We start from the raw sequence: 26,994 nt of genomic DNA on the forward strand, positions 1-26,994 counted from the left end.
TCCGGGAGCGGCAACAGGGGGTGAGGAATGGCCAAGAATTCGGATGTGACGGTCATCAAGAAATATGCCAACCGCCGTCTCTACAATACCGGCACCAGCACCTACGTCACGCTCGAGAACCTCGCGGGAATGGTCAAGGGCAACGAGGAGTTCGTCGTCCAGGACGCCAAGACCGGTGAAGACATCACCCACGCGGTGCTCACCCAGATCATCTTCGAGCAGGAGAACAAGGGCGGCCAGAACCTGATGCCGATCACCTTCCTGCGGCAGCTGATCCGCTTCTACGGCGACCAGATGCAGATGGTGATTCCGGGTTATCTGGAACAGACGATGAGCGCGTTCTCGCGCGAGCAGGAAGGCTTCCGCGACCAGGTGCCCGGCACGATGGCGCAGACGCCCATGAAGATGATGGAAGCCCAGGTCCGCCGCAACACCGAGATGTTCCGCCAGGCGATGGCGATGTTCAACCCGTTCATGGCCGGCGCCATCGGCGAGGCCGGCGAGGCCAAGAACGGCACCGGCGCCGCGGACGAGGGCGACAAGGCGGGTCCCGAGGACATCAAGGCGATGCGCCAGCAACTGGCGCAGATGCAGAAGCGGCTCGAGGCGCTGGACGCCAAGGCAGCGGAAACGAAGAGCGACAAGTAGCCGGACGAATTCTGCCCTCGAAGGGCAGGCGCAGCCGGACCTCGCGAACCCGGCTGGGCAGCGCCGCCGGCCTTACGTCATGTCGCGGTCACGCCCGCGCGGACGCAAAAAGCCGGTCCGCGGGGACCGGCCTTCCGAATGTCATGCAGCCGAAGCTGCAGCGCCGCTATCGGAAAAGGCTTACGCCTTTTCCTTGACCGTCAGGATCTGCCGGCCGCGATACATGCCGGTCTTCAGGTCGATGTGATGCGGGCGACGCAGTTCGCCGGAGTTCTTGTCTTCGATGTAGGTCGGCGCCTTGAGGGCGTCCGCCGAGCGGCGCATGCCGCGCTTCGACGGGCTGGTCTTGCGTTTAGGTACGGCCATGTCGTGCTCCGTTCGGTCTGTCGCCCGCTGCACGATGGCGCGCCGGCAAAATCATCTCTGGTTCCGGTCCCGCAGCGCCTCGCCGAGCCTCAGGCCCGTCGGTTCGCCCTCTCACGTCGGACGCGCCGACGAGCGATCCATGATCGCCGCAAGGCTTCGCCGTGACGGGAATTCGAGGCAGCCCATAGCAAAGCATGGTGCCCTTGGGAAGGGGTACGGCAAAATCCTCAGCCGGTTTCGGCCGGCCTGACGCATCCGACATAGTCGCCCGAGGCTTCCGCCAGCCGCTCGACGCGGCGCGCCAGGCGGTCGAGGCCCGGCCCGGGGTTGGCCGGATTGCGCGTGCCGGGCGCCGGCAGCGTCACCGCCAGCAACGCCGCCTGGCGGGCCGACAACTCGCTCGCCGGCTTGCCGAAATAATGCTGGCTGGCGGCGCCGATTCCGTAGACGCCGGTGTCCCATTCGACGACGTTGAGATAGATTTCCATGATCCGCCGCTTCGACACGAGCAGGTCGAAATAGATCGCCAGCGGCGCCTCCAGGACTTTCCGCAGATACGAGCGGTCGTTCCAGAGAAACAGGTTCTTCACGGTCTGCATCGGGATGGTCGAGGCGCCGCGGGTCTCCTCGCCGGCGAGCGCCGCGTCGACGACGGCGCGCATCTCGCCCCAGTCGATGCCGTCATGGCGGCAGAACTGACCATCCTCGGACATCAGCACCGAATGCACCATCACCGGCGCGATTGCCTCCAGCGGGACCCACTCGCGCAGCGCCGGACGGAAGGTGAGATGGTCGGCCAGCATCAGCGTCGAGACCGGATGGATCGCCCGGATGGCGTAGAGCGGCGTCAGCACCAGCGGGATCGCGACCAGCAGCACGACGACGATCGCGATGGCCGCGAGCACCCGGCGAATCATGGCGCACCCATGCCGCCAAGGGCGGCTGCTGGAGGGATAGGGAGACGGCGAGGCTTCATGGCTCCAGCCTTAGCCGGGCGCAACGTGGCTCGCAACGGCGCCGAGGCTTGACCCCGGCCCGTGGCTCGCGCAAAGCCGCGGCAGCGGAACGGGCGGGGAATCGAGCGATGGACGGCGACGGCTTCGAGGCACTTCTGGCGTCCACGGCCGCGCGCGTCGAGGTGCGGCTGGCCGCGATTCTCGGCGGCGAGGGGCCGCTTGCCGGCGCCCCGGAGCGGGTCCGCGCGGCGATGGCCCACGGCGCGCTCGGCGGCGGCAAGCGGCTGCGGCCGTTCCTGGTGATCGAGGCAGCCGCCCTGTTCGGCGCGTCGGCGGAGGATGCGCTCGATGCCGCGGTCGCGCTGGAATGCGTTCATTGCTACTCGCTCGTCCACGACGACCTGCCGGCGATGGACGACGACGCCATGCGGCGCGGCAAGCCGACCGTCCACAAGGCCTATGACGAGGCGACGGCGATCCTCGCCGGCGACGCGCTTTTGACGCTCGCCTTCGGCCTCATCGCCGATTCGGCCAGCCTGTCGCTTGCCGCCCGCTCGACCCTCGTCCTGATGCTGGCGCGCGATGCCGGGGCCGGCGGCATGGTCGGGGGCCAGGCGCTGGACCTGGCGGCGGAAAGCCGCGACCTCACCGAAGCCGAGATCGCGACGATGCAGGCAATGAAGACCGGCGCGCTGATCGCCTTCGCCTGCGAGGCCGGGCCGGTGGTCGCGGACGCCGATGCGGCGGACCGGCAGCGGCTGCGCCGATTCGGGGAGTTGGTAGGGCTTGCCTTCCAGCTCGCCGACGATCTCCTCGACGAGACCGCCGATGCCACGACCCTGGGCAAGGCCGCCGGCAAGGACCGCGAACGCGGCAAGAAGACCCTGCCGGCGCTCAAGGGGCACGACTGGACGCGCCAGCGTCTCGGCGACCTGGTTGCCGCGGCTGAGGATGAACTGTCGGTCTATGGCGAGCGCGGCGAGACATTGCTCGCGGCGGCGCGATTCGTGGCCCATCGTCTGCGCTGAGGACAGATCTATCGGCGGGCGAGGCAATTTTATAAGCCGGCTCAGTTCTTCATCACGATGCAGGCGCCGCCGGCGCCACGCAGTTGCTGGCAGAGGGTGTTGGCCTCGCCGCGGCTGTCGGCGCCCAGCCGGACGGCGTAGATCGTCCGGCGTGGCCCGGTGCGCTTGCGCAGGACGATCGGCGCTTCCTTGACGAGGCCAGGATGGCTGGCGCGCACGCGTTCGAACATCCGCATGGCGACGGCTCGCTGCTCGTGGCCGGCAACCTGCACGCCCCAGGGGCGCATCGGCGCGCTCTCCTCGCCGTCGAGTGAGGCGAAGATCGCCCGCGTCTTCATGATCGGCAGGCGGGCGCAGCTCTCCTGGAAATTGCGCTCGGGATCGAGCGGGCGCAACTCGATCTCGCGTCCCGCCTCGCGGAACCAGTCGGCCGGCCGGGCCGTGATGTCGGCCACATAGGCCTCGGTCTCGTAGGGCAGCGGGCCGCCGCCATTGGCGATCCAGCGCTTCACCCGGTTGATGCCGCCATTATAGGCGGCGGCCGCCAGCCCCCAATTGCCGAGCTCGGCGCGAAGGTCAGACAGATAGAGCGCCGAATGGCGGATCGCCGAGCGCATGTCGTAGGGATCGGCGAGGCCGCGCTCCTCGGCCGTGTAGGGCATGAACTGGGCGATGCCCTGCGCCCCGACCGGCGAGACGGCGGCGGCATCGAAGCGGCTTTCCTTCCAAATCAGCCGCGCAAAGAAGGCTTCGGGCATGCCCACGGCCAGCGCGTTGGCGGCGATGACCTGGCAGATCGTCTCGGCCGTCGGCGCGGCGGACGCCTCGACGATGCCTGCGGCGGGATCGACCGCGAAGGAAGGTGGGCTCGGCGGGAAGGGCAAAGCGGGCAGGACGAGCGATCCGGCCGGTGGTGTCTCCGCGACGGCACTGCCTGGCGCCAGTGCCGTAACGCCGAAGGCCAGCGCGCATAGCAGCGCCATCGGCCGAAGAAGGCGCTGATGGCGGGCCGTCATTCGCGGGTCCGGGTTGCGGCTCGGGGCGTATCGATCCTCCGGCGGCACCGGGGCGCCGCCGCGTCGCAGGCTGGAAAAAGGGCGCCCGCCGCTTGTCACATCCCGGCCGAGCCGCTCCCGAAGCGGCGCTCGATATAGTCGGCGACCATCACCTGGAAATCCGCCGCGATGGCCGGGCCGCGCAAGGTCACGGTCTTCTTGCCGTCGACGAAGACCGGCGCGGCAGGGGTCTCGCCGGTGCCGGGGAGCGAGATGCCGATATCGGCGTGCTTGGACTCGCCCGGTCCGTTGACGATGCAGCCCATCACCGCGACGTTCAGCGTCTCGACGCCCGGATAGCGCTCGCGCCACATCGGCATGTTGCGGCGGAGATCGGCCTGGATCGTCTCGGCAAGTTCCTGGAACACCGTCGACGTCGTGCGACCGCAGCCAGGGCAGGCGGCGACGATCGGGACGAACTGGCGAAAGCCCATGGTCTGCAGCAGTTCCTGCGCGACCTGCACCTCCTGGGTGCGGTCGCCGCCGGGCTTGGGCGTCAGCGAGACGCGGATCGTGTCGCCGATGCCTTCCTGCAAGAGGATGCCCATGGCGGCGGAGGAGGCGACGATGCCCTTCGAGCCCATGCCCGCCTCGGTGAGGCCGAGATGCAGTGCGCGGTCGGTGCGCCGCGACAGGTCGCGATAGACCGCGATCAGGTCCTGCACCTGGCTGACCTTTGCGGAAAGGATGATGCGGTCGCGGCCGAGGCCGATCTCCTCGGCGAGCTCCGCCGACAGGAGCGCCGACTGGATGATCGCCTCGCGGGTGACGGCGCGGGCCGTCCGCGGCACGGGCAGCGCGCTGTTGGCGTCCATCAGCCGGGTCAGCAATTCCTGGTCGAGCGAGCCCCAGTTCACCCCGATACGGACCGGCTTGTTCCAGCGGATCGCCATCTCGACGATGTCGGTGAACTGCCGGTCGCGCTTCTCGCGGAAGCCGACATTGCCGGGATTGATGCGGTATTTCGCCAGCGCCTCGGCGCAGGCCGGATGATCGGCAAGCAGCTTGTGGCCGATATAGTGGAAATCGCCGACCAGCGGCACGTGGACGCCCAGCCGGTCGAGCCGCTCGCGGACGCGGGGCACGGCCGCCGCCGCCTCGTCGCGATCGACGGTGATGCGGACGATCTCCGAGCCCGCCTTGGCGAGTGCGGCGACCTGCGCGACCGTCGCGTCGACATCCGCCGTGTCGGTGTTGGTCATCGACTGCACCACCACGGGCGCGCCGCCGCCGACAATGACGCCGCCGACGTCGACGCCCACCGTCTGGCGGCGGGGCGAGGGATCGGCGTCGACGAAGTCGATCGGTGTCTGGATGGTCATGGCGAACCCCGAGGGTTACGATTTCACGATGCGAGTTGGCGCCTGCGCGCCGCCTTGTCAATTCACTGCCGGGCGATGTCAGGACGATGACCCCGCCGTCGGGTGCCCTTGCACGCGCGGTAAATGCTGCCCTATGGCAGCAGGGACACGTTCAAGGAGCTGTTCATGGCCGTCGGATACGGACCGATCATCGTCGTCCTGGTCTTCCTTGCGCTGATCGCGGTCATGCCGGTCTGGCCGTTCTCGCGGCAGTGGGGATACCGGCCGAGCATCGTCCTCGGCATCACGTTCACCCTGATCGCGGTCTTCGTGGCGATCGGCGGGTTTGGACCTCCCTAGCGGCTTCGCGCCTTCTTAACCGAATTTCGGCCGCCGCGGGATAGAGGACGGAACCGCGGGTGCCGTTCAACGGTTTGTGATCGACATTATCGTCAGGTCACGGAACGGACAGCGACCCATGAGTCTCGGTACCATCCTTCTCATCATCATCATCCTGCTCCTCGTCGGCGCGCTTCCGACCTGGGGCTATTCCGGCGGCTGGGGCTACGGCCCGTCGGGCATCCTCGGCGTGATCCTGGTGATCATCCTGGTCCTGCTGCTGCTCGGCCGCATTTAGCCGGCCCTAGAGGGCAAGATGGTCGGCGTGGCCTGCGGGCTGCTCCGGCCGGACCCGGTCGGCGTTGCGCACCAGTGGCGTCATGACCAGGAGGACGCCGAGCAGGGCGGCCAGCGTCAGGAACACCGTCGAAAAGCCGAAGCGCTCGGCAGCGAACCCCACTGCCGACGGTGCGAACAACGCGCCCGAATAGCCCAGCGTCGTCGCGATCGAGATGCCGACGCCGGGCTTCAGCCCCGGCAGGTTGCCGGCCGCCGAGAAGGCGACGGGCACGACGTTCGCCAATCCCATCCCCATGACCGCAAAGCCCGCCAGTACCCAGACCAGCTCTCCGGACAGCGCGATCAGGCAGAGGCCGCTCGAAGCGGTGAACAGCGAGACGACCAGCGTCCGCACCGAGCCGAAGCGGTCGCGCAGCGGATCGCCGACGAAGCGGAAGAGCGCCATCGCCGCCGAGAACGCCGCGAAGGCGAGGCCAGAGGCCGCGACGTCGACGCCGAGATCCTGGCGCAGGAACAGCGCGCTCCAGTCGATCGCGACGCCCTCCGGAAAGAACGCGAACAGCGTGAAGACGCCGATCGCCAAGGCCTTCAGCAGGGCCGTCCGGTCGCGCCGGGCAGCCTCGGCGAAGCCTGCGAACCCGCTGGTCGGCACCCCGGTGCTGGCGATGGGCAAAGCTCGGTCGTCGAGGCCGAAGCGGTCGACCGGCCACAGCAGCGCCAGCGTCACGGCGCCGACGAACAGCCCGTGGCCCTGCGCCCCGAGCGCGGCGATCAGCGGCCCGCCAGCGGCCGCCCCGGCAAAGCCGCCCAGCGACCAGAAGCCGTGGCACGACGACATGATCGCCTTGGCGCGGGTCTTCTCCACCGAGATCGCGTTGGCGTTCATCGCGACATCCATGCCGCCCAGCGTCATGCCGAAGAAGAAGGCCGCCGGCACGGCGAAAGCGGTCGAGGGTGCAAAGGCGAGGAAAGCCAGCGCCGCAGCCAGCAGCAATTGCGTCGCGAGGGTCGGACGCTTCGACCCGCTCTTGCTGATGACGACGCCGATCAGCGGCATCGCGGTCAGCGCACCGAGGCCGAACACGAGGATCAGGAGGCCAAGGGCAGATTCGCTGTAGCCGAGCCGCGCCGCCAGCACCGGCACCTGCGGCGCCCAGCTGCCGAGCACGAAGCCGTTGACGAGAAAGGCGATCGACACGGCGAGACGCGGGCCGGGCGCGGAGATGCCGGCCCTGCGCCGGGTGGCCGGCTGCTCGCCCGCCGTCACTGCAGCGATCCAGGTGTGCGGGTCATGGACGGACTCTTGGGTTAACGCGTCGGGGCAGCGCCCGTGCAATAGCGGAGTTGCCTAGCCGATATCGTGTTGGCAGTACGGCGTCGATGGGGCGGGCGGTCGAATAGGCGAGGGCTGCTCTCTTGTTAAGCTGTCATCACTCGGTGTCGCCGGTCAGCAGCTTCCTGACCGTCCCGATCGGCAGGAACAGTCGCGACGGGTTCGACGGCAACGGCATGAAGCCGAAGCCCCGATAGATGCGGCTGCGTCGAGCGACTTTCTCCGGATCGCCACAGTCCAGCACGTCGAGCAGGGCGACGGCGAGGCCGAGCTGTTCGGACGCCGCGGCTATACGGGACAGGGCGTCGACCAGAAGATCGCCGCCGTAGCCCTTGCCCTGGTAGCGGGCGTCGACCCCGATCATGGCGATGAAGGCAGCGGGGATGCTGCCATGGCCGGGTCGGTTGCGCGCGAAGGCGGTCGGCAGATCGCTGTAGGTCACCGCGTGGGCGTTGATGGCATGAAAGCCGATCAATTCGCCGGCCGGGCCAATCATCACCCAGGTCCGCAGATTGTCCGACCGGGTCAGCTTCTGCGCGGTCCGGCGGAAGAAATTGTCCACTCGCTCGACGCCGCTCGAGAAAGCCGAGCGATCGTGCCGCGCCGGATCGAGCGGCTCGACGGTGAAGCTCACCGCGACAGCACGCTCCGCTGATGGCGCGCGACAGCCAGACGCAGCTTCTCCGTCGGCTCCGGCGGGCTGTCGAGCGCTGCGAAGAAGGCAGCATGGTCGATTGGATCGAGCGTCGTGCGCTCATGCGCGGCGATCGTCTCCATGGCGGCGCGGTAGGCGGCACTCATGGTGAAGGTCGAGTCGTCGACGCCGGACAAGGCCGCCGCGCGCTGGATCGTTTCCTTGATGCGCGGCTTGGCGCGGAAGTTCATCCGCTCGGTGTTGCGCTCGTCCACCGTACGGGTCTCGTCATGAAATGCTTCCATCGACGGTCCCTGCCTTTCCCGCATCTGAGAAATGTACGCCACTAAGGCGTACATTTCAATTCAACCTCGGTTGGCAAGCCGCGGGTCCGTTATGCGCGCCCGGCGCGTCTATCCCGCGAACACCACCAGCAGATCCTTCGCGTCGATCTGGGCACCGGCGGTGACATGCACCGCCTCGATCGTGCCGTCGCGTTCGGCGTGCAGCGCCGTCTCCATCTTCATCGCCTCGATCGAGAGGAGCACGTCGCCGGCCTTGACGGTCTGACCCACTGAGACGGCCAGCGTCGACACGACCCCCGGCATCGGCGCGCCGACATGGTTCGGGTTGGCCGTCTCGGCTTTCGGGCGGACGGAGCCGCCGGCGGCGCCATGGGCACGGTCGGGCACCTTCACCCGGCGCGGCTGGCCGTTGAGCTCGAAGAACACGGTGCGCATGCCCTTCTCGTCGGTCTCGCCGATGCCGAGGCAGCGCACGACCAGCGTCTTGCCGCGCTCGAGATCGACCAGCACCTCGCCCTCCTGCTCGATGCCGTAGAAATAGGACGGCGTCGGCAGGCGCGAGACCGGGCCGTAGAGCTCCTGGACCGCGGCGAAGTCGGTGAACACCTTGGGATACATCAGGTAGGAGGCGAATTCCTGGTCGCTGAGCTTGCGCTCGAGCTTCGCCTCTATCGCGGCGCGCTCGGCGTCGAGATCGGCGTCCTCGAGCAGCGAGCCGGGCCGCACGGTGATCGGCGTCTCGCCCTTCAGCACCTTGGCCTGGATGTCGGCGGGCCAGCCGGAAGGCGGCTGGCCGAGGTCGCCGCGCAGCATCGAGACGACGGAGTCGGGGAAGGCGAGGTCCTTCTTCGGGTCGAGCACGTCCGCGACGGTCAGATCCTGGCTGACCATCATCAGCGCCATGTCGCCGACGACCTTCGAGGACGGCGTCACCTTGACGATGTCGCCGAACATCTTGTTCACGTCGGCATAGGTCTGCGCCACCTGATGCCAGCGCGTCTCGAGGCCGAGCGAGCGGGCCTGTTCCTTGAGGTTGGTGAACTGGCCGCCGGGCATCTCGTGCAGATAGACCTCCGAGGCGGGACCCTTCAGGTCGCTCTCGAAGGCGGCATACTGGTTGCGCGTCGCTTCCCAGTAGAAGGAGATCCGCCGGATCGCCTCGGACGACAGGCCCGGGTCGCGCTCGGTGCCCTTCAGCGCCTCGACGATCGAGCCGAGACAGGGCTGCGAGGTGTTGCCGGACACCGCGTCCATCGCCGCATCCACCGCGTCGACGCCGGAATCGATCGCGGCGAGCACGGTGGCGGCGGCGATGCCGGACGTGTCGTGGGTGTGGAAGTGGATCGGCAGGCCGACTTCCTCGCGCAGGGCCTTGAACAGGACGCGCGCCGCCGCCGGCTTCAAGAGCCCGGCCATGTCCTTGACGCCGAGAATGTGGGCGCCCGCCGCCTCCATCTCCTTGGCGAGGGCGACGTAGTATTTGAGGTCGTATTTCGAGCGTTCCGGGTCGAACAGGTCGCCGGTGTAGCAGATCGCCCCCTCGCAGAGCTTGTCCGCCTCGCGCACCGCATCCATCGAGACGCGCATGTTCTCGACCCAGTTCAGGCAGTCGAACACCCGGAAGAGGTCGACCCCGCCCTTGGCGGCTTCCGCCACGAAATGGCGGACGACATTGTCCGGATAGTTGGTGTAGCCGACGCCGTTGGAGCCGCGCAGCAGCATCTGCAGGAGGATGTTCGGCGCCTTCTCGCGGATCAGCGCCAGCCGCTCCCACGGATCCTCGGTGAGGAAGCGCATGGCGACGTCGAAGGTCGCACCGCCCCAGCATTCGAGGCTGAGCAGCTGCGGCAGCGCCCGCGCATAGGAATCGGCGATGGCGACGATGTCGTGGGTGCGCATGCGCGTCGCCAGCAGCGACTGGTGGCCGTCGCGCATCGTCGTGTCGGTGACCAGCACCTCGGGCCGCGCGCGCATCCAGGCGGCAAAGCCCTCAGGGCCGAGCTCGTCGAGCTTCTGCCGCGTGCCGGGCACGATCGGCGCCTCGAACAGAGGCGCCACCGGCAGCGCCTGGTCCGGCGAGGGGCGGGCGCGGTTCTTGGTCTCGGGATGGCCATTGACGGTGACGTCGGCGAGATAGGTCAAGAGCTTGGTGGCGCGGTCGCGGCGCTTGACCTGCTCGAACAGCGCCGGCGTCTCGTCGATGAACTTCGTCGTGTAGGAATTGTCGCGAAACTTCTCGTGGCCGATGATCGCCTCGAGGAAGGTGAGGTTGGTGGCAACGCCGCGGATGCGGAATTCCCTGAGCGCCCTGTCCATGCGGGCGATCGCCTCCTCGGGCGAGGGCGCCCAAGCGGTGACCTTCTCCAGCAGCGGATCATAGAAACGCGTGATCACCGCGCCGGAATAGGCCGTGCCGCCGTCGAGCCTTATGCCGAAGCCGGTGGCGCCGCGATAGGCGGTGATGCGGCCGTAGTCGGGGATGAAATTATGCTCGGGATCCTCGGTGGTGATCCGGCACTGCAGGGCATGGCCGTTGAGCTTGATGTCCTCCTGGCGCGGAACACCGCTCTCCGGCGTGCCGATCGCGGCGCCGTCGAGGATGTGGATCTGCGCCTTGACGATGTCGATGCCGGTGACCTCCTCGGTCACGGTGTGCTCGACCTGGATGCGCGGATTGACCTCGATGAAGTAGAAGGAGCCGGTGTCGGCATCCATCAGGAACTCGATCGTGCCGGCTCCGACATAGCTGGTGGCATCGGCAAGCTTGCGGCCGTAGCCGGCGATCTCGCGGCGCTGCGCGTCGTTGAGATACGGCGCGGGCGCGCGCTCGACGACCTTCTGGTTGCGGCGCTGGATCGAGCAGTCGCGCTCGAACAGGTCGACCACGTTGCCGTGCGTGTCGCCGAGGATCTGCACCTCGACATGCCGGGCGCGCTCGACCAGCCGCTCCAGATAGACCTCATCCTTGCCGAAGGCGGCCATCGCCTCGCGCTTGCCCTCGGTCACCTCGCGCTCGAGGTCCTTCTCGGCGCGGATCACCCGCATGCCGCGGCCGCCGCCGCCCCATGAAGCCTTGAGCATGACCGGGAAGCCGATCTCGGCGGCCATGCGGCGCACTTCGGCCATGTCGTCCGGCAGCGGTGCGGTGGCGGGCACGACCGGCACGCCCAGCTCGACGGCGAGATTGCGCGCGGCAACCTTGTTGCCGAGCCGGCGCATCGTGTCGGCGGTCGGGCCGATGAAGACGATGCCGGCCTCGGTGCAGGCATCGACGAATTCCGGGCTTTCCGACAGGAGCCCGTAGCCCGGATGGATGGCATCGGCGCCGGAGAGCCTGGCCACCCGGATGATCTCCTCGATCGAGAGATAGCTCTCGATCGGCCCGAGATCCTTGGTCAGATGCGGTCCGCGGCCGACCTGGTAGCTCTCGTCGGCCTTGAAGCGGTGCAGCGCGAGCTTGTCTTCCTCCGCCCAGATCGCAACGGTCTTGAGCCCGAGCTCGTTGGCGGCACGGAACACCCGGATGGCGATTTCGGACCGGTTGGCGACGAGTATCTTACGGATGGTCAAGCAACATTCCCCCTTTGCGCTTGGGCCCGCTTATAGAAGCTTTCCACAGCCGCTCAAGATCGCGCCAGAAGTGGCGTTTCGCAAGTGCGAACAGTAGGGGGCGTGCTGCTTCAGCGGTTGCGGATCAGCGGGACGCGGTCCGGCCAGTCGCCGACTTCCTTTTCACGCACGAAGGTGAACAGGCCCGAGACCGCGACGAGGGTCATGCCGGCCAGCGACAGGGCATCGGGATACTCGCCGAAGAAGCTGGCGCCGATGATCGTCGCCCAGACGATCTGGCTGTACTGGGTCGGCGCCACCCGCGCGGCCGGGGCGAGGCGCGTGGCGAAGACGATGAGCAGGTGGCCCATCCCGGCGCAGACCCCGCCGAGGATCAGGATTGGCCAGAGCCCGTGATGCGGTGTTTCGTAGTCGGGGATCATCAGGACGCCGTTGACGAGGATCGCGGCGACCAGCACCGCGCCGATCAGGGTGATGCGCCGCTCCGACGGGCCGAGGACGCGCAAGACGATGACGGTAACCGCGCCGCAGATGGCGACGCCCAGCGCGGCGAAATGGCCGGGCAGCACTTCCCGAAAGCCAGGGCGCACCACGAGCAGCACCCCGACGAGGCCGCCGAGGACCGCCAGCCAGCGCCGCCAGCCGATCCGCTCCTTGAGCACGAGCCAGGAGAACACCGTGACGAACACCGGCAGCAGGAAGATCAGCGCGTAGGCTTCGGCCAGGGGCAGGGTGGTGAAGGCGACGACGCCAAGGATGCCGCCCAGCGTGCCGCTGGCCATGCGGATGGCCAGGAGGCCCGGCCGGTTCGGCACGAAGACGTTGCGCCAGTTGTCCTCGGGTCGCTTGGTGAACAGCGCCGGCAGAAGCGCAAACAGCGAGACGTAGAAGCCGATCTCGAAGATCGGCAGGCGATCGCCGACGCCCTTCAGGGCGGCATCGCCGCACGCGAAGGCGAAGTAGGAGGCGAAGGCCAGGAGGATGCCGGCTTGCATGGGAGTTCGCTCGTGGCGGCGGGAGTCCGTCGCCTAGGACGGCCGGCGGCGACTGCGCAACCGAAATCGTCGGTCGCCAGCGATCCAGCTGTACGATTCGGGATGGTCGGGTCAGAAAAACGAACCCCAGACGCGAAAAAAGGCAGCGAGGGGGGAGCTGCCTTTTTCCGTCTGCATTGCGATCGAGGGGGGATGATCGCTTGGGGGTGTCTTAAGAACACACGTCGAAAAGAAGGGTTCCCGAAAAAATCGACGGCATCGAAATATTTTTCGCAGGGTCGTTATCTCGTATTCCGAGAGGCATCGGGCGTGTTCCAGACGCCGGTCCATTGTGAAAGGCTTTCCCTGCTTCCTAAGGGTGACAGGGACGCTTCGATCGGTGCATGGTGCAACTGTTCTGTGAGCCGGTCTGCCGGGCCGGCGTCGGTGAATGCGCTGCGGGAGGGGTGGGTGATGGCAGGTTTCATCGAAGCCCGATCAGGGCGGCACTACGCGTCGGGCTGGCCTGCACGGCTGATCGTGCGGGGGCAGTCGGAAGCACGCCGGCTCTTCGCCGCGATCGACCCGACGCATGTGCTCTCCCTCAAGGCACCGGGCCTCAGCTATCTCGGGCCCCGCGACCTCGCGCCGGACCGTCATCTCATCCTTAAACTCGACGACGTCGACGATCCGGCCGCCATCGCTGCGCCGAACCGCGAACACGTGGCGGCGGCGCGCGCCTTCGCCGACGGGTTGCCGGCCGATTCGCGGCTGCTGATTCACGGGCTGCAGGGCGTCGGCCGCGCGCCGGCCATGGCCATCGGCCTTTTGGCCGCGCTGCTGCCGCCGAACGAGGCGGTGGCGGCGGCCCGCGCCGGCTGCAGCCAGCCGCCCAGTCCGAACCGGCTCCTGATCGCTTTGTTCGACGAGGAGCTTGGCCTCGGTGGAGCGTTGGTCGAGGCCTGCAACACGCGCTTCGTGCCAGGCTCCGGCACGCTGCGGCGGCGGGGCGACCAGACCTCGACGAGCTTTGCCTTCGACATGCTCGAAGGCGGCGAAGCGTCGACCGACGAGGCGCCATAGCAAGGCCCGGCTGCGGCATCTCGGTGTCAGTCCGGTCGCAACCACCGGCTCGAACTTGCGAATCGGGCGCCAAGCCTTTTCCAACGGCCCGGCAATCCCACATAGGCGGGACAGATGACCGAGCTTCGCCCCGTCCACGAGACCGTCCGCTTTGATGGGACAAACGTCACCGCGGTGCTGGGTCCCACCAATACGGGCAAGACCTTCCTCGCCATCGAGCGGATGGTCGCCCATTCCTCCGGGACGATCGGCCTGCCGCTTCGCCTGCTCGCCCGCGAGGTCTACCAGAAGGTCTGTGACCGGGTCGGCGTCGGCGCCGTCGCGCTGATCACCGGCGAGGAGAAGATCAAGCCGCCGAACGCGCGCTACTCGGTCTGCACCGTCGAGGCGATGCCGCGCGATCCGGGCACCGCCTTCGTCGCCATCGACGAGGTGCAACTGGCGAGCGATCTCGAGCGCGGCCACGTCTTCACCGACCGCATCCTGCACGCCAGGGGGCGCGAGGAAACGCTGCTGCTTGGCTCGTCGACTATGCAGGGCGTGCTGCAGCGGCTGCTCAAGGGCATGAACACGGTGACCCGGCCGCGCCTGTCCAATCTTGTCTATGCCGGCTCCAAGAAGATCACCCGCCTGCCGCGACGCACCGCCATCGTCGCCTTCTCGGCCGAGGAGGTCTACGCGATCGCCGAGCTGATCCGGCGCCAGCGCGGCGGGGCGGCGGTGGTGATGATGGGCGCGTTGTCGCCGCGCACCCGCAACGCCCAGGTCGAGCTCTACCAGTCGGGCGAGGTCGACTTCCTCGTCGCCACCGACGCGATCGGCATGGGACTCAATCTCGACGTCGACCATGTCGCCTTCGCCCAGGACTGGAAGTTCGACGGGTTCCAGTACCGCCAGCTGACACCGGCCGAATTCGCCCAGATCGCCGGCCGCGCCGGCCGGCATTTGCGCGACGGCACGTTCGGCGTCACCGGCAAGGTCGATCCGCTGCCGCAGGAACTGGTCGAGGCGCTCGAGGCGCACGCCTTCCAGCCGGTCCGGGTGCTGCAGTGGCGCAGCCGCGACATCGACTTCGCCTCGATCGACGCGCTGCGGCGCAGCCTCGAGGTCCTGCCGCCGTCGCCGTCGCTGTCGCGATCGCTGCCGGCCGTCGACCAGCGGGCGCTGGAATTCCTGTCGAAGGATTCGGCGGTCGCCGACCGGGCGACGACCCCGGCGCGGGTCGAGTTGCTGTGGGAAGCCTGCAAGCTGCCTGACTACCGCCGCATCGCGCCGGCCCAGCACGCCGAGATCATCGCCACGATCTATGCCGACCTGACCAGCCGGGGCCACGTCGCGGAAGACTACATGGCGGCGCAGGTTCTGCGCGCCGACCGGGCCGAAGGCGACATCGACACGCTCTCGCAGCGTATCGCGGAGATCCGGACCTGGACCTATATTTCGCACCGGCCGGGATGGCTGGCCGATCCGACACACTGGCAGGAAAAGACGCGGGAGGTCGAAGACCGGCTTTCCGACGCCCTTCACGACAGGTTGACGAAACGCTTCGTAGACCGCAGGACAAGCGTCTTGATGAGACGGCTGAGAGAGAATGCGGTGATGGAAGCTGAAATCGGCAGCGACGGTACGGTGGTGGTCGAGGGCCACCCTGTCGGGGAGCTGCAGGGATTCAGGTTCACCCTGGACGGCCGGACCGAGGGTACGGACGGCAAGGCGGTGCGCGCTGCGTCGCAGAAGGCGCTGGCCGGCGAGTTCGAAAAGCGCGCCGAGCGCTTCGCCAATGCGCCGAATGGCGACCTGGCGCTGGCCTCGGACGGGCTGGTGCGCTGGCTGGGTGCGCCGATCGCGTCGCTGACGTCCAGCGACGACGTGCTCGCGCCGAAGGTCGTCCTGCTCGCCGACGAGCAGCTGACCGGTCCGGCGCGCGACAAGGTCGCCTCGCGGGCAGAACGCTTCGTCACCTACCAGGTCTCGACCGTGCTGAAGCCGCTGGCGGACCTGAAGTCCGCCGAGGCGTTGCAGGGCACGGCAAAGGGCATCGCCTACCGACTCTACGAAAACCTGGGCACGCTGCAGCGACGCGAGGTCGCCGAGGAAGTCCGCGCCCTCGAACAGGACGCGCGGGCCGCGCTGCGGCGCTGCGGCGTGCGCTTCGGGGCCTACCACATCTTCGTGCCGGCACTGATCAAGCCGGCCCCGGCGGCGCTGATCACCCTGCTCTGGGCGATCAAGAACGACGGGCGCGAACGCCCCGGCTATGGCGAAGCCACGCATCTCCTGGCGACGGGCCGCACCTCGGCCGTTGCCGACGCGACCTTCGATCCGGTTTTCTACGGCCTTGCGGGCTATCGTCTGCTCGGACGGCGCGCGGTGCGGGTCGACATCCTGGAGCGCCTCGCCGACCTGATCCGCCCGGCCCTCGCCTGGAAGCCCGGCACCGGCAAGCGGCCGGAAGGCGCCTATAACGGCGCGCAGTTTTTGGTGACGCCAGCCATGATGTCGATTCTCGGCGCCACCGCCGAGGACATGGAAGAGATCCTCAAGGGTCTCGGCTACCGGCCGGAAGGCATGGAGGCGCCGGCTATCGAGGCCGAACTGCAGCGGCTCGATGCCGAGGCCGTCGCGGCGGAAGCTGCAGCGAAGGCGGAAGCGACCCGCAAGGCCGCGGAGGCAGCTGCCACGGCAGACGCCCCGCAGCCCGAGCCGGCCGAAACGACGTCTGCCGACGAGAATCCAACGGAAGCGGCGAGCGACACGGTCGCCGTGGCCGGGGATGCGCCCGAGCCAGCTGCGCCAGCGGTGGAGCCGGAAGCGTCGGTCGGTATTGTCGCCGACGAGGACGCCGGCACTGCGCTGCCAGCCGACGAACCCGCGGCTGCATCGGCTGACGTGGCGGAGAGCCCGGCCGAATCGACGCCGCCTTCGAACGATGAGACCCCGGCCGTCGCGAACGATGCCCCGGCTGCAGCGACCCCCGAAGTGGCCGCCCTGGTCGAGGAAGCCGTCAGCGCGCTCGAGGAAAACGTTGCGCCGGCAGAAGAAACTGCGCCGGCAGAAGAAACCGCTGTGCCAGCAGAAGAAACTGCTGCGCCCGTACACGACGCGTCCGAGACGGTGGAAGCGGCGCCCGAGCCGGCGAAGATCATCCAGGTCTGGCGGCCGCAGCGCGCCGGTGGCCGTCCGGGTCAGCGTCCCGGCCAGAATCGTGGCAGGGGCCGCGGCGCCGGCAACGAGCGTGGCGGCGAACGCACGGCGGCGCCCGAGGGTGAGCGCCCGGCCCGCGAGCGTCGCGACGCGCCGCGCACCGGCGACAATGAAAGCGGCGGGCGTGAGGGCGGCGGCAAGTTCGCCGCCGGCAAGGGCCGCGGCCGGCCGGACAAGCAGCGTCCGGACAAGGAATGGAAGAAGGATCGGGCCGGCGGCGAGGAGCGCCAGTCGCGCCGCTTCGAGCAGCCGCAGCAGGCCAAGCCCCAGCGCGTCGCCGATCCCGATTCGCCCTTCGCCAAGCTGGCGGCGCTGCGGGACAAGCTCGGCAAGTAATGGCACGACGGCGCGATGGCTGAATCCGGGCAGCGCGTCGACAAATGGCTGTTCTTCGCCCGCGTGGCGAAGTCCCGCAGCCTCGCCCAGAAGCTGGTTCAGTCGGGCGCGGTGCGGGTCAATCGCGACAAGATCAATAGTGCGGCGCGGGTCGTGCGGCCGGGCGACACGCTGACGCTCAGCCTGAAGAGCGGCATCCGCATCCTCACCATTCGCGATCCGGGCGTCCGGCGCGGACCTGCGAGCGAGGCGGCCGGCCTGTTCGAGGACATTACCCCACCAGCGCCCAAGCCGGAGGACGTGCCGGCGGAGCCGGAGACCGGCTACCAGCCCTCCGACCGTCCGCCGACCAAGCGAGAGCGCCGACAGCTCGACCGGCTGCGCGGCGACGGCTGAGACGCGGGAAGTCGCACGCGGCTGTTAGGCGTCGCGAGTGGCGACAGGCCCTCGACGTCAGTCGCCCTGGCCGGGATCCGGCGAGAAGTACTTCTCGAACTTGCCCTCTTCGCCGTCATGTTCCTTGCCGTCGGCCGGGCCCTCACGCTTGATCGTGATGTTCGGCCACTTCTCGGCATATTCGGTGTTGATCTTCAGCCATTTGTCGAGGCCCGGCTCGGTGTCCGGCTTGATCGCCTCGGCCGGGCATTCCGGCTCGCAGACGCCGCAGTCGATGCACTCGTCCGGATGGATGACGAGCATATTGTCGCCTTCGTAAAAGCAGTCGACCGGGCACACCTCCACGCAATCCATGTATTTGCAGCGGATGCAGTTGTCGGTCACGACATAGGTCATCGACGGTCCCTCGGCATGGCCCGGGAAAGCACCGGGCCGGTCGTTAGCCGTGCCGGCAGCATCGGCGAAAAAGGCCGGTACCCGCACGTTCGCCCGGAGGTAGACGCTCGCAGATAGGCTGACAAGGGCAAAGCATGTCGCGCAAGGCCGTTGGCGGCGAAAGGAATTCCCCGGCGCAGGACGCTGGTCGCGGCATGCCATCCGCCTCATGGCGGTTGCCGAGCCGGGCTGCCGTCTTGGCGACACACAGGTGCGTCACGACGGCGACGGTGAAATCCGCCTTTGCGCGAGACAAAGTCGCGGTCTTCGTCGTTCTTCCCCGAGGCGGGAATGACGTTCACCGAACCGTGTTAGCAAACGCTCGGTGAATAATTGCGCCGGCCAAGAATCGCCCGCGTCGCCGTGCAGACTGAACAGGATCGTCAGGGGGACGTCCGGTTGCAATTTTCCGATCTCAGCCTGGTCTTGCAGATCGTCACGGCGCTGATTTCGTCGTGGATATCGCTGATCGTCCTATGGGCGCTGGCGATCGAAATCTTTTCGTCGCCCCGGCGAACCGGGCGCCTCGGCCGGGGGCTTCGCGCCTTTGCCACGCTGGCGCCTGCGTGGCTGCTCGCCCAGGGCTATGTTGTCGCCATCGCCAAGTGGTTCGCCATCCAGAACAGCATCTCGCTGGTCGGCCTCGGCGAACTGCTATGGGCGCTGACGCCCGGCCTCAACCTGATCTACGCCTATGACTGGGCACTCGAACTGTTGGCGTTCAAGGCGGCGTTCGTCGCCGCGCTGTTCGGGTTCTGGAACGGCTGACAACGTTCCGCTGGTCAGGCCGTGCGCGCGCAGGACGGATCGAGGATCCATTCCGCGCTGTCGTTCCACACGTCCGTCTCGATGATCAGCCCGTCCTTGACCACGAAGCGGTCGACATAGCGGTTGTGGTCGAAGGGCGTGCCGTCCGGCCATTCGCCGTAGAGATAGCCGAGACTGTAGACGATCGTACCTTCGGGACCGCCGGGGACGACGTCGTAGCGCTCGATGCGCTTCTTCACCCAGCGATAGCGCGCCGCATTGAACGAGGTCGGGCCGCTCGGGCTGTCGAAGACGCGTCCGCCGGTGAAGCGGGCGACGAAGCCGGGCGCGACGAAACTCGCCGCTCGCACCGGATCGGGCGCCATCGACGCCGCGAGATAGGCCTTCACCGCTTCCAGATCACGCATTGCGTCCGCCATCATCCGCCCCTTGTTCGCTCGGCCGCAACGCGGCGGCAGCGCCGAAACAATCATCATTTCGTCACCACGCGCAAACGCGCGCGAGCCGTCCGGATGAACCAAATCTACCACTCTGTCTACGTCCTGCGCATGCGCAGCAAATAGGCAACTTGCTGCCGATACGCTCTGCCGACGCGTTCCAGCCGCCGCGCCGGGACGGTGGGCGCCCTGCGGTGCGGGTATGGCACGGTCATTGCATTGCCTGTCTCGTCGAAGCCTGACGAGAGGAAATCACGCATGCCGAAAACCAGCTCCACCTTCCTGGGCGGTACCGCCCTTGCAGTTCTCCTTCTGTCGGCCCCGCTGCCGGCGCTTGCGCAGTCGGAGACGGTGCTGCGCATCGGCATGACCGCGGCCGACATCCCGCGCACGCTGGGCCAGCCGGACCAGGGCTTCGAAGGCAACCGCTTCACCGGCCTCACGATGTACGACGGTCTGACCATGTGGGACCTGTCGTCGGAAGAGGACGCCTCCGTCATCATTCCGGCCCTCGCCACCGAGTGGGCCGTCGACGAGGCAGACACCACCAAATGGACCTTCACGCTGCGCGACGGCGTCACCTTCCATGACGGTTCCACGTTCGACGCCGCTGCCGTGGTCTGGAACGTCGAGAAGGTGCTGAAGGAAGACGCCCTGCAGTTCGACGCGAGCCAGGTCGGCGTGACCGCTTCACGCATGCCGACGCTGCGCTCGGCGCGCGTTGTCGACGACATGACCGTCGAGTTGACCACGTCGGAGCCGGACTCCTTCCTGCCGATCAATCTGTCGAACCTGTTCATGGCGAGCCCGACCCACTGGCAGGCGATCTATGACGGGCTGACCGACGTGCCCGAGGCAGAGCGGTCGGCTGCCGCATGGGAGCGCTTCGCCGCCGACCCCTCCGGCACCGGGCCGTGGAAGCTGGACAATTTCGTCCCGCGCGAGCGGCTGGAACTCGTGAAGAACGAGGAATACTGGGACGAAGCGCGCGTCCCCGGCGTCGACCGGATGGTGCTCTTCCCCATGCCGGAAGCCAATGCGCGGACCGCGGCGCTCCTGTCCGGCCAGATCGACTGGGCCGAGGCGCCGTCGCCCGATGCCATCCCCGAGATCGAGGGACGCGGCTTCGTCATCGAGGCCAACGAGCAGCCGCATGTCTGGCCGTGGCAGTTCTCGCGCGTCGAGGGCTCGCCCTGGAACGACATCAACGTCCGCAAGGCGGCCAATCTGTGCATCGACCGCGAGGGCCTGCGCGACGGTCTGCTGGGCGGGCTGATGGTCCCGGCGACGGGCACCGTCGAGGAAGGCCATCCCTGGCGCGGCAACCCGACCTTCGAGATCAAGTACGATCCCGAGGAGGCGCGGCGCCTGATGGAGGAGAGCGGCTTTTCCGACAGCAACCGGCTGACGGTGAAGACGCAGACCTCGGCATCGGGCTCCGGCCAGATGCAGCCGCTGCCGATGAACGAGTACATGCAGCAGGCGCTGGCCGAGTGCTATTTCGACGTCCAGCTCGACGTGGTGGAGTGGAACACGCTCTTCACCAACTGGCGGCGCGGCGCGATGGATCCGACGGCCAACGGCGCGCACGCCACCAACGTCACCTACGCGGCGATGGACCCGTTCTTCGCCATGGTGCGCTTCCTCGACTCCAAGATGGCGCCGCCGGTTTCCAACAACTGGGGCCACATCAACGAGCCGAAATTCGACGAGCTGGTCGCCAAGGCGCGCACCACCTTCGACGCCGAGGCGCGGGACGCGGCTCTGGCCGAGCTGCATGAGGCGTCGGTGGACGAGGCGGCCTTCCTCTGGGTGGCCCACGATGTCGGTCCGCGGGCGCTCAGCCCGAAGATCCAGGGCTTCGTCCAGCCGAAGAGCTGGTTCGTCGATTTCTCGCCGATCACCATCGAGGAATAGGATCCCGGGCAGGGCCGGCCATAGCGGCCGGCCCTGCCTTTTCGACCGCATTGCTCCCATGGAGGCCGGCCCTTGCTTGCCTATGTCCTGAAGCGCGTCCTCTACGTCGTGCCGATCGTCTTCTTCGTCGCCCTCGTCTGTTTCCTGCTCGTGCACATCGCGCCGGGCGACCCTCTGGTCTCCATCCTTCCCCCCGATGCCTCGGTCGAGCTCGCCGCACAGCTGCGCACGGCCTACGGCTTCGACCGACCCTTGCCGGTGCAGTTCGGCATCTGGATCATGAAGGCCCTGCAGGGCGATCTCGGCACCTCCATCGCCTCCGGACGGCCGGTGCTGACGGAAGTCATGCGGGCGGTCGGCAACACGCTGCTGCTTGCCGGCGTCGCGGCGTTCGTCGGCTTCGTCGCCGGCGTGGTGCTCGGCCTCCTTGCCGGCTATTTCCGCGACACCTTCGTCGACAAGCTCGCCACCGGCATCGCCATCGCCGGCGTCTCGGTGCCGCATTACTGGCTCGGCATGGTGCTGGTCATCATCTTTTCCGTGCAGCTGCGCTGGCTGCCGGCGGTGGGCGCGTGGAACGGCGATTTCACCTTCACCTGGGACGCGATCAAGTTTCTCGTGCTCCCGGCCCTCACCATGGCGGTGATTCCGATGGGCATCGTCACCCGCACGGTGCGCGCCCTCGTCGGCGACATTCTCAGCCAGGACTTCGTCGAGGCGCTGCGCGCCAAGGGGCTGGGCGAGGGACGGGTGTTCGGCCACGTCATCCGCAACGCGGCCCCGACGGCGATCGCCGTGATGGGCCTGCAGCTCGGCTACCTCCTCGGCGGTTCGATCCTGATCGAGACGGTGTTCTCCTGGCCGGGCACCGGCTTCCTGCTCAACTCGGCGATCTTCCAGCGCGACCTGCCGCTGCTGCAGGGCACCATCCTCGTCCTGGCGCTGTTCTTCGTGTTCCTCAATCTCGTGGTCGATGTGGCGCAGGCCGCCATTGATCCGCGCATCCAGCGGAGCTGAGCCGATGGCGGTCGCCACCGAAGCCTTCACCCCGCTGACCGAGGTCGAGAAGCCGCGCGGCTACTGGCGCACCGTCGGGGCGAGCCTCGTCCGCGACAAGCTTTCGATGACCTGCGCCGCGGTGCTGGCGCTGATCCTGCTGGCCGCGCTGTTCGCGCCGTGGCTCGGCCTCGACGACCCCTATCAGGGCTCGATGATCCGCCGGCTCAAGCCGATCGGCACCGAGGGCCACATTCTCGGCACCGACGAGCTCGGCCGGGACATGCTCTCGCGGCTCATCTATGGCGGCCGGCTGTCGCTGCTGATCGGCCTCCTGCCGGTGTTCAACGCCTTCGTCATCGGCACGGTGCTCGGCGTCATCGCCGGCTATGCCGGCGGCCTGACCAATTCGGCGATCATGCGCACGATCGACGTGTTCTACGCCTTTCCCTCGGTGCTGCTGGCCATCGCCATCTCCGGCGCGCTCGGCGCCGGCATCCTCAACTCGATCGTCTCGCTGACCATCGTCTTCATCCCGCCGATCGCGCGGGTGGCGGAAAGCGTGACGACCAGCGTGCGCAGCCTCGACTTCATCGATGCGGCGCGCGCCTCGGGGGCGAACGCGCTGACGATCATGCGGGTTCACGTCCTCGGCAACGTGCTCGGACCGATCTTCATCTACGCCACCAGCCTCGTCTCGGTGTCGATGATCCTCGCCGCGGGCCTCTCGTTCCTCGGCCTCGGCACGCGGCCGCCGGAAGCCGAATGGGGCCTGATGCTCAACACGCTGCGCACGGCGATCTACGCCCAGCCGCTGAACGCCGCGCTGCCGGGGGTGATGATCTTCGCCGTCTCCATCTGCTTCAACATGCTGAGCGACGGGCTGCGCTCGGCGATGGACATCAGGAGCTGACGATGCGCCGGAAGATCAATACGCTCGCCGCGACGGACGACGTCGGCGGCGCCCGCCAACCGCTGCTCAGCATCCGCAACCTCACGAAGCATTTCTCCGGCGGGCGGGAATCGCTGTTCGGCAAGAAGCGCGTGGTGCGGGCGGTCGACGGGGTGTCCTTCGACATCGCCAAGGGCGAGACCCTCGGCGTGGTCGGCGAATCCGGCTGCGGCAAGTCGACGACGGCGCGGCTGCTGATGCACCTGATGCCGCTCGACGCCGGCGAGATGATCTATGACGGCAACAAGGTCGGCCCCGACCTGTCGCTGCGCGAACTGCGCCGGCGGATGCAGATGGTCTTCCAGGACAGCTACGCCTCGCTCAACCCGCGCCTGACCATCGAGGACTCCATCGCCTTCGGGCCAAAGGTCCACGGCGTCGACGACGGCGCCGCGCGGCTGCTCGCCCGCGATCTCCTCGTCAAGGTCGGGCTCGACGCCAACCGCTTCGCCAATCGCTATCCGCACGAGCTCTCCGGCGGGCAGCGCCAGCGCGTCAACATCGCCAGGGCGCTGGCCCTGTCGCCGCGCCTGGTCATCCTCGACGAGGCGGTCTCGGCGCTCGACAAGTCCGTCGAGGCGCAGGTGCTCAACCTCCTCAACGATCTGAAGCGCGAGTTCGGGCTGACCTATCTGTTCATCAGCCACGATCTCAACGTCGTGCGCTACATCTCCGACCGGGTGCTGGTGATGTATCTGGGCGAGGTGGTCGAGATCGGCCCCGTCGAGGAACTGTGGAACAGCCCGCGCCACCCCTACACGACGGCGCTTTTCGCGGCGATGCCGACGCTCGACCCGGATCGCCGCACCACAGAGGCGCCGATCGCCGGCGATCCGCCCAATCCGATCAACCCGCCGTCCGGCTGCCGCTTCCACACGCGCTGCCCGTTTGCGGAGGCCGTCTGCTCGGCCACCACCCCGGCCCTTTACGCGGTCGGCCCGGCGCACCAGGCCGCCTGTCACATGGCGATACCGGGCTCGGGACATTCCAAGGCACCAAAAGAGGCAATGGCCGCATGAGCGAGAAACTGACAGGCGACACCGTGGCGGCGATGGCCGCCCTGGCCGGGCAGGAACTGCAGCCGAGCAGCGCCGAGCGCATCGCGCTGGCGATTGGACCGGCACTGGCGGGCTTTGCGCCGACCGAGGGGACCCTGCCGTTCGCCGCCGAGCCGTCGGGTTTCGTCGTCGCCCAGCGCGCGGTGCCGTCATGACCGCCATGACCCCGACCGTCGCCGACCCGGCGCTGCTCGACCTCGCCGGCATGATCGAGGCCCTCGCCGCGAAGAAGGTCTCGTCGGTCGAACTGACGCAGGCCTGCCTTGACCGGATCGCGGCATGGCAGCCGGTGATCAACGCCTTCATCGCCATCGAGCCGGACGAGGCGCTGACCGCCGCGCGCGAGGCGGATGCGCGCCTGTCCGACGGCGCGGCGAAAGGGCTCCTCGACGGCGTGCCCTTCGCGCACAAGGACATGTTCTACGCCAAGGGCAAGATCTCGACCTGCGGCTCGAAGATCCGCCGCGACTGGGTGGCCGACGAGGATTCGACTGCGCTCCTGCGGCTGACCGAGACCGGCGCGGTCCGGCTCGGCACGCTGAACATGGCCGAGTTCGCCTACGGGCCGACCGGCCACAACGTGCATTTCGGCGACGCCCGCAATCCGTGGCAGCCGGCCCATGTCACCGGCGGCTCCTCCTCCGGTTCGGGCGCAGCGGTCGCTGCGCGGCTGACGCCGGCGGCGCTCGGCTCCGACACCGGCGGCTCGGTGCGCATGCCGGCGAATTTCTGCGGCGTCACCGGGCTGAAGACCACCGTCGGCCGGGTCAGCCGGTTCGGCGCGATGCCGCTGTCGCAGTCGCTGGACACGGTCGGCCCGCTCGCCAAGTCGGCCCGGGATTGCGGCCTGATCCTCGGGCTGATGGCCGGCGCCGATCCGCGCGACCCGACGGCGTCGGACGTGGCCGTGCCCGACTATGCCGCTGCCTGCGACCAGGATGTCCGCGGCATGCGGCTCGGCGTGCCCTCGCGCTTCTATACCGAGGATCTCGATCCGGAGACGGAAGCGGTCTACCAGGCGGCGCTGGACCTGTTCCGGCAGGAAGGCGTGGAGATCGTCGCGATCGACCTGCCGGACCAGGCGGTGCTGTCGGCCGCGTCGCAGGTCCTGCTCGCCGCCGAGGGCGCGGCATTCCATCGCCAGTGGCTGCGGGAGCGGCCGCAGGACTACGGCGACCAGGTGCGGGCGCGGCTGGAGAACGGCTTCGCCATTCCCGCGGTCACCTATCTGGAATCGCTGCGCTATCGCGGCATCGCGCTGGCCCAGCATCTGGAAGCGGTGGCGAGCATCGACGCGTTCCTCGCGCCGGTCAGCGCCAAGGCCTCGCCGACGCTGGAAGAAAGCGATGTCGGCGGCGCGTCGGGCGCCGAGGCGGTAATCCAGCAGATCACCCGCTTCATGCGCCCGATTAACTATCTCGGCCTGCCGGCGCTGTCGGTCCCGTCCGGCTTCACGCAAGCCGGCCTGCCGGTCGGCCTGCAGATCGTCGGCCGGCCCTTCTCCGAAGACGTGGTCCTGCGCCTCGGCGCCGGGTTCCAGCGGGCCAGCGACTTCCATCGCCAGATACCGTCGCTGCCGGGAGCACCCGATGAGTGACGCGTCGGTCAACGCCATCGAGGTCGAGAACCTCAAGGTCCGCTTCTCCGGCAACCGGACGGTGCATGCCGTCAACGACGTCAGCTTCGCGGTGCGCGAGGGCGAGGTGCTGGGCCTGCTCGGCGAGAGCGGCTCGGGCAAGAGCGTCACGCTGAAGGCGCTGATGCGGCTGTTGCCGAAGCGCCGGACGACGATCTCCGGCAAGATCCGAGTCGCCGGAGAGGACGTCGTCGCGATGAACGACAAGCAGTTGTCGGCGTTTCGCGGCCGGACCGTGTCGATGATCTTCCAGGAGCCGATGCTGGCGCTCGACCCGGTCTACACGATCGGCGCGCAGATCGCCGAGTCGGTAGTGCGCCACGAGGGTGTTTCCAACAGCGAGGCCCGGGCCCGGGCGCTGGGGATGCTGGAGCGGGTGCGCATTCCCTCGGCGAAGAGCCGGCTCGATTCCTATCCGCACGAAATGTCCGGCGGCATGCGCCAGCGCGCGATGATCGCGCTGGCGCTTGCCTGCCGTCCGAAGGTGCTGCTCGCCGACGAGCCGACGACGGCCCTCGATGCGACGGTGCAGATCCAGATCCTCCTGCTGCTACGCGAGCTGCAGCAGGAATTCGGCATGTCGGTGATCTTCGTCACCCACGACATCGGCGTCGCGGTCGAGATCTGCGACCGGATCGCGGTGATGTATGCCGGCGAAGTGGTCGAGAACGGCGCGCTGCGCGAGGTCGTGCGCGACCCGCGCCATCCTTACGCGCAGGGCCTGCTCGCCTCGACGGTACACGGCAATCCGGGCGGCGAGCCGTTGCAGACCATCCAGGGCGCGCCGCCGCCGCTCGACGTCGCGCCGGTCGCCTGCTCCTTCGCGCCGCGCTGCGACTTTGCCATCGATCGCTGCGTCGCCGCGCCGCCGCCAATCGCGGAGCTCGGGCCCCGCCGGATGGCGCGCTGCATCATCCCGGCCGGCGAGCACGCGGTGCCGGCCTGAATCGGCGGGCCGCCGCGACCG

At 68.2% G+C, this 26,994-nt stretch carries 26 protein-coding genes; 15 read left to right on the top strand and 11 right to left on the bottom strand.

The window, feature by feature from the left end; translation table 11 throughout:
* Nucleotides 1–27 precede the first annotated feature (27 nt).
* Complete coding sequence (phaR, locus tag GTW51_RS11590; protein WP_163044082.1) at nt 28–648, top strand: polyhydroxyalkanoate synthesis repressor PhaR; 621 nt, start codon at nt 28–30, stop codon at nt 646–648.
* 180 nt (nt 649–828) lie between these two features.
* Here the strand turns inward: phaR and rpmF are convergent, their stop codons facing one another.
* Entirely contained in the window at nt 829–1,014 is a 186-nt protein-coding gene (gene rpmF, locus GTW51_RS11595) for a 50S ribosomal protein L32 (RefSeq protein ID WP_163044083.1), read from the bottom strand.
* A 227-nt stretch (nt 1,015–1,241) separates the two neighbouring features.
* Nucleotides 1,242–1,931, bottom strand: a complete 690-nt coding sequence (locus tag GTW51_RS11600) for a biosynthetic peptidoglycan transglycosylase (protein WP_163044084.1) — start codon at nt 1,929–1,931, stop codon at nt 1,242–1,244.
* Nucleotides 1,932–2,098: 167 nt separating this feature from the next.
* Between GTW51_RS11600 and GTW51_RS11605 the strand changes: the two genes are divergently transcribed.
* The gene (locus GTW51_RS11605) at nt 2,099–2,998 is read left to right on the top strand and encodes a polyprenyl synthetase family protein (protein WP_163044085.1); all 900 of its coding nucleotides are present in this window, start codon (nt 2,099–2,101) and stop codon (nt 2,996–2,998) included.
* Nucleotides 2,999–3,039: 41 nt separating this feature from the next.
* Here GTW51_RS11605 and GTW51_RS11610 read toward each other — a convergent pair whose 3' ends face one another.
* Entirely contained in the window at nt 3,040–4,014 is a 975-nt protein-coding gene (locus tag GTW51_RS11610; protein ID WP_163044086.1) for a lytic transglycosylase domain-containing protein, read from the bottom strand.
* A gap of 95 nt (nt 4,015–4,109) precedes the next feature.
* Nucleotides 4,110–5,375 (bottom strand): flavodoxin-dependent (E)-4-hydroxy-3-methylbut-2-enyl-diphosphate synthase, encoded by a 1,266-nt coding sequence (gene ispG, locus GTW51_RS11615; protein ID WP_163044087.1) that lies wholly within the window; start codon nt 5,373–5,375, stop codon nt 4,110–4,112.
* 165 nt (nt 5,376–5,540) lie between these two features.
* Between ispG and GTW51_RS11620 the strand changes: the two genes are divergently transcribed.
* Nucleotides 5,541–5,714, top strand: coding sequence for a DUF3309 family protein (locus GTW51_RS11620; RefSeq protein ID WP_163044088.1), 174 nt, complete (start codon nt 5,541–5,543; stop codon nt 5,712–5,714).
* 118 nt (nt 5,715–5,832) lie between these two features.
* Complete coding sequence (locus GTW51_RS11625) at nt 5,833–5,991, top strand: DUF3309 family protein (protein ID WP_163044089.1); 159 nt, start codon at nt 5,833–5,835, stop codon at nt 5,989–5,991.
* Nucleotides 5,992–5,997: 6 nt separating this feature from the next.
* On the opposite strand, the gene GTW51_RS11630 is transcribed toward GTW51_RS11625, so the two are convergent.
* From GTW51_RS11630 to GTW51_RS11650, 5 genes are all read right to left on the bottom strand, one after another.
* Nucleotides 5,998–7,260, bottom strand: coding sequence for an MFS transporter (locus GTW51_RS11630; protein WP_163044090.1), 1,263 nt, complete (start codon nt 7,258–7,260; stop codon nt 5,998–6,000).
* Between the two features lie 163 nt (nt 7,261–7,423).
* Entirely contained in the window at nt 7,424–7,960 is a 537-nt protein-coding gene (locus tag GTW51_RS11635; protein WP_163044091.1) for a GNAT family N-acetyltransferase, read from the bottom strand.
* Complete coding sequence (locus tag GTW51_RS11640) at nt 7,957–8,265, bottom strand: type II toxin-antitoxin system TacA family antitoxin (RefSeq protein WP_163044092.1); 309 nt, start codon at nt 8,263–8,265, stop codon at nt 7,957–7,959. Before GTW51_RS11640 ends, GTW51_RS11635 begins: the two co-directional genes overlap by 4 nt.
* Before the next feature lie 108 nt (nt 8,266–8,373).
* Nucleotides 8,374–11,835, bottom strand: a complete 3,462-nt coding sequence (gene pyc, locus GTW51_RS11645) for a pyruvate carboxylase (protein ID WP_163044093.1) — start codon at nt 11,833–11,835, stop codon at nt 8,374–8,376.
* A gap of 110 nt (nt 11,836–11,945) precedes the next feature.
* Complete coding sequence (locus tag GTW51_RS11650) at nt 11,946–12,830, bottom strand: DMT family transporter (RefSeq protein ID WP_163044094.1); 885 nt, start codon at nt 12,828–12,830, stop codon at nt 11,946–11,948.
* A 453-nt stretch (nt 12,831–13,283) separates the two neighbouring features.
* Here GTW51_RS11650 and GTW51_RS11655 point away from each other — a divergent pair, with 453 nt between their 5' ends.
* From GTW51_RS11655 to GTW51_RS11665, 3 genes are all read left to right on the top strand, one after another.
* Complete coding sequence (locus tag GTW51_RS11655) at nt 13,284–13,892, top strand: phosphatase (RefSeq protein ID WP_163044095.1); 609 nt, start codon at nt 13,284–13,286, stop codon at nt 13,890–13,892.
* Nucleotides 13,893–14,006: 114 nt separating this feature from the next.
* Complete coding sequence (locus GTW51_RS11660; protein WP_163044096.1) at nt 14,007–17,432, top strand: helicase-related protein; 3,426 nt, start codon at nt 14,007–14,009, stop codon at nt 17,430–17,432.
* Between the two features lie 15 nt (nt 17,433–17,447).
* On the top strand, nt 17,448–17,828 hold the full coding sequence (locus tag GTW51_RS11665; protein WP_163044097.1) for an RNA-binding S4 domain-containing protein: 381 nt from the start codon (nt 17,448–17,450) through the stop codon (nt 17,826–17,828).
* Between the two features lie 57 nt (nt 17,829–17,885).
* Here the strand turns inward: GTW51_RS11665 and fdxA are convergent, their stop codons facing one another.
* Entirely contained in the window at nt 17,886–18,224 is a 339-nt protein-coding gene (gene fdxA / locus GTW51_RS11670) for a ferredoxin FdxA (protein ID WP_163044098.1), read from the bottom strand.
* Nucleotides 18,225–18,662: 438 nt separating this feature from the next.
* On the opposite strand from fdxA, the gene GTW51_RS11675 reads away from it, so the two are divergent.
* Nucleotides 18,663–19,031: a hypothetical protein gene (locus tag GTW51_RS11675; RefSeq protein ID WP_163044099.1), complete on the top strand. Its 369-nt coding sequence runs from the start codon at nt 18,663–18,665 to the stop codon at nt 19,029–19,031.
* A gap of 14 nt (nt 19,032–19,045) precedes the next feature.
* Here the strand turns inward: GTW51_RS11675 and GTW51_RS11680 are convergent, their stop codons facing one another.
* Complete coding sequence (locus tag GTW51_RS11680; RefSeq protein ID WP_246233001.1) at nt 19,046–19,438, bottom strand: nuclear transport factor 2-like protein; 393 nt, start codon at nt 19,436–19,438, stop codon at nt 19,046–19,048.
* 288 nt (nt 19,439–19,726) lie between these two features.
* Here GTW51_RS11680 and GTW51_RS11685 point away from each other — a divergent pair, with 288 nt between their 5' ends.
* The 7 genes from GTW51_RS11685 to GTW51_RS11715 all read left to right on the top strand — a co-directional run bounded on the left by GTW51_RS11685 (nt 19,727) and on the right by GTW51_RS11715 (nt 26,973).
* A complete protein-coding gene (locus GTW51_RS11685) occupies nt 19,727–21,385 on the top strand; it encodes an ABC transporter substrate-binding protein (RefSeq protein ID WP_163044101.1) in 1,659 nt (552 codons plus the stop codon).
* A 72-nt stretch (nt 21,386–21,457) separates the two neighbouring features.
* Complete coding sequence (locus GTW51_RS11690; RefSeq protein WP_163044102.1) at nt 21,458–22,402, top strand: ABC transporter permease; 945 nt, start codon at nt 21,458–21,460, stop codon at nt 22,400–22,402.
* A gap of 4 nt (nt 22,403–22,406) precedes the next feature.
* Complete coding sequence (locus GTW51_RS11695; protein ID WP_163044103.1) at nt 22,407–23,294, top strand: ABC transporter permease; 888 nt, start codon at nt 22,407–22,409, stop codon at nt 23,292–23,294.
* A 2-nt stretch (nt 23,295–23,296) separates the two neighbouring features.
* Complete coding sequence (locus GTW51_RS11700; protein ID WP_163044104.1) at nt 23,297–24,352, top strand: ABC transporter ATP-binding protein; 1,056 nt, start codon at nt 23,297–23,299, stop codon at nt 24,350–24,352.
* On the top strand, nt 24,349–24,546 hold the full coding sequence (locus tag GTW51_RS11705; RefSeq protein ID WP_163044105.1) for a hypothetical protein: 198 nt from the start codon (nt 24,349–24,351) through the stop codon (nt 24,544–24,546). The genes GTW51_RS11700 and GTW51_RS11705 overlap by 4 nt, the downstream gene beginning before the upstream one ends.
* Nucleotides 24,543–25,988: an amidase gene (locus tag GTW51_RS11710; protein WP_425483243.1), complete on the top strand. Its 1,446-nt coding sequence runs from the start codon at nt 24,543–24,545 to the stop codon at nt 25,986–25,988. Before GTW51_RS11705 ends, GTW51_RS11710 begins: the two co-directional genes overlap by 4 nt.
* Nucleotides 25,981–26,973 (top strand): ABC transporter ATP-binding protein, encoded by a 993-nt coding sequence (locus GTW51_RS11715; protein WP_163044106.1) that lies wholly within the window; start codon nt 25,981–25,983, stop codon nt 26,971–26,973. The genes GTW51_RS11710 and GTW51_RS11715 overlap by 8 nt, the downstream gene beginning before the upstream one ends.
* The last annotated feature ends 21 nt before the right edge of the window (nt 26,974–26,994 follow it).

The sequence above is a fragment of the Aurantimonas aggregata genome, assembly GCF_010500835.1.
In the GTDB taxonomy this organism is placed as follows: Bacteria; Pseudomonadota; Alphaproteobacteria; order Rhizobiales; family Rhizobiaceae; genus Aurantimonas; species Aurantimonas aggregata.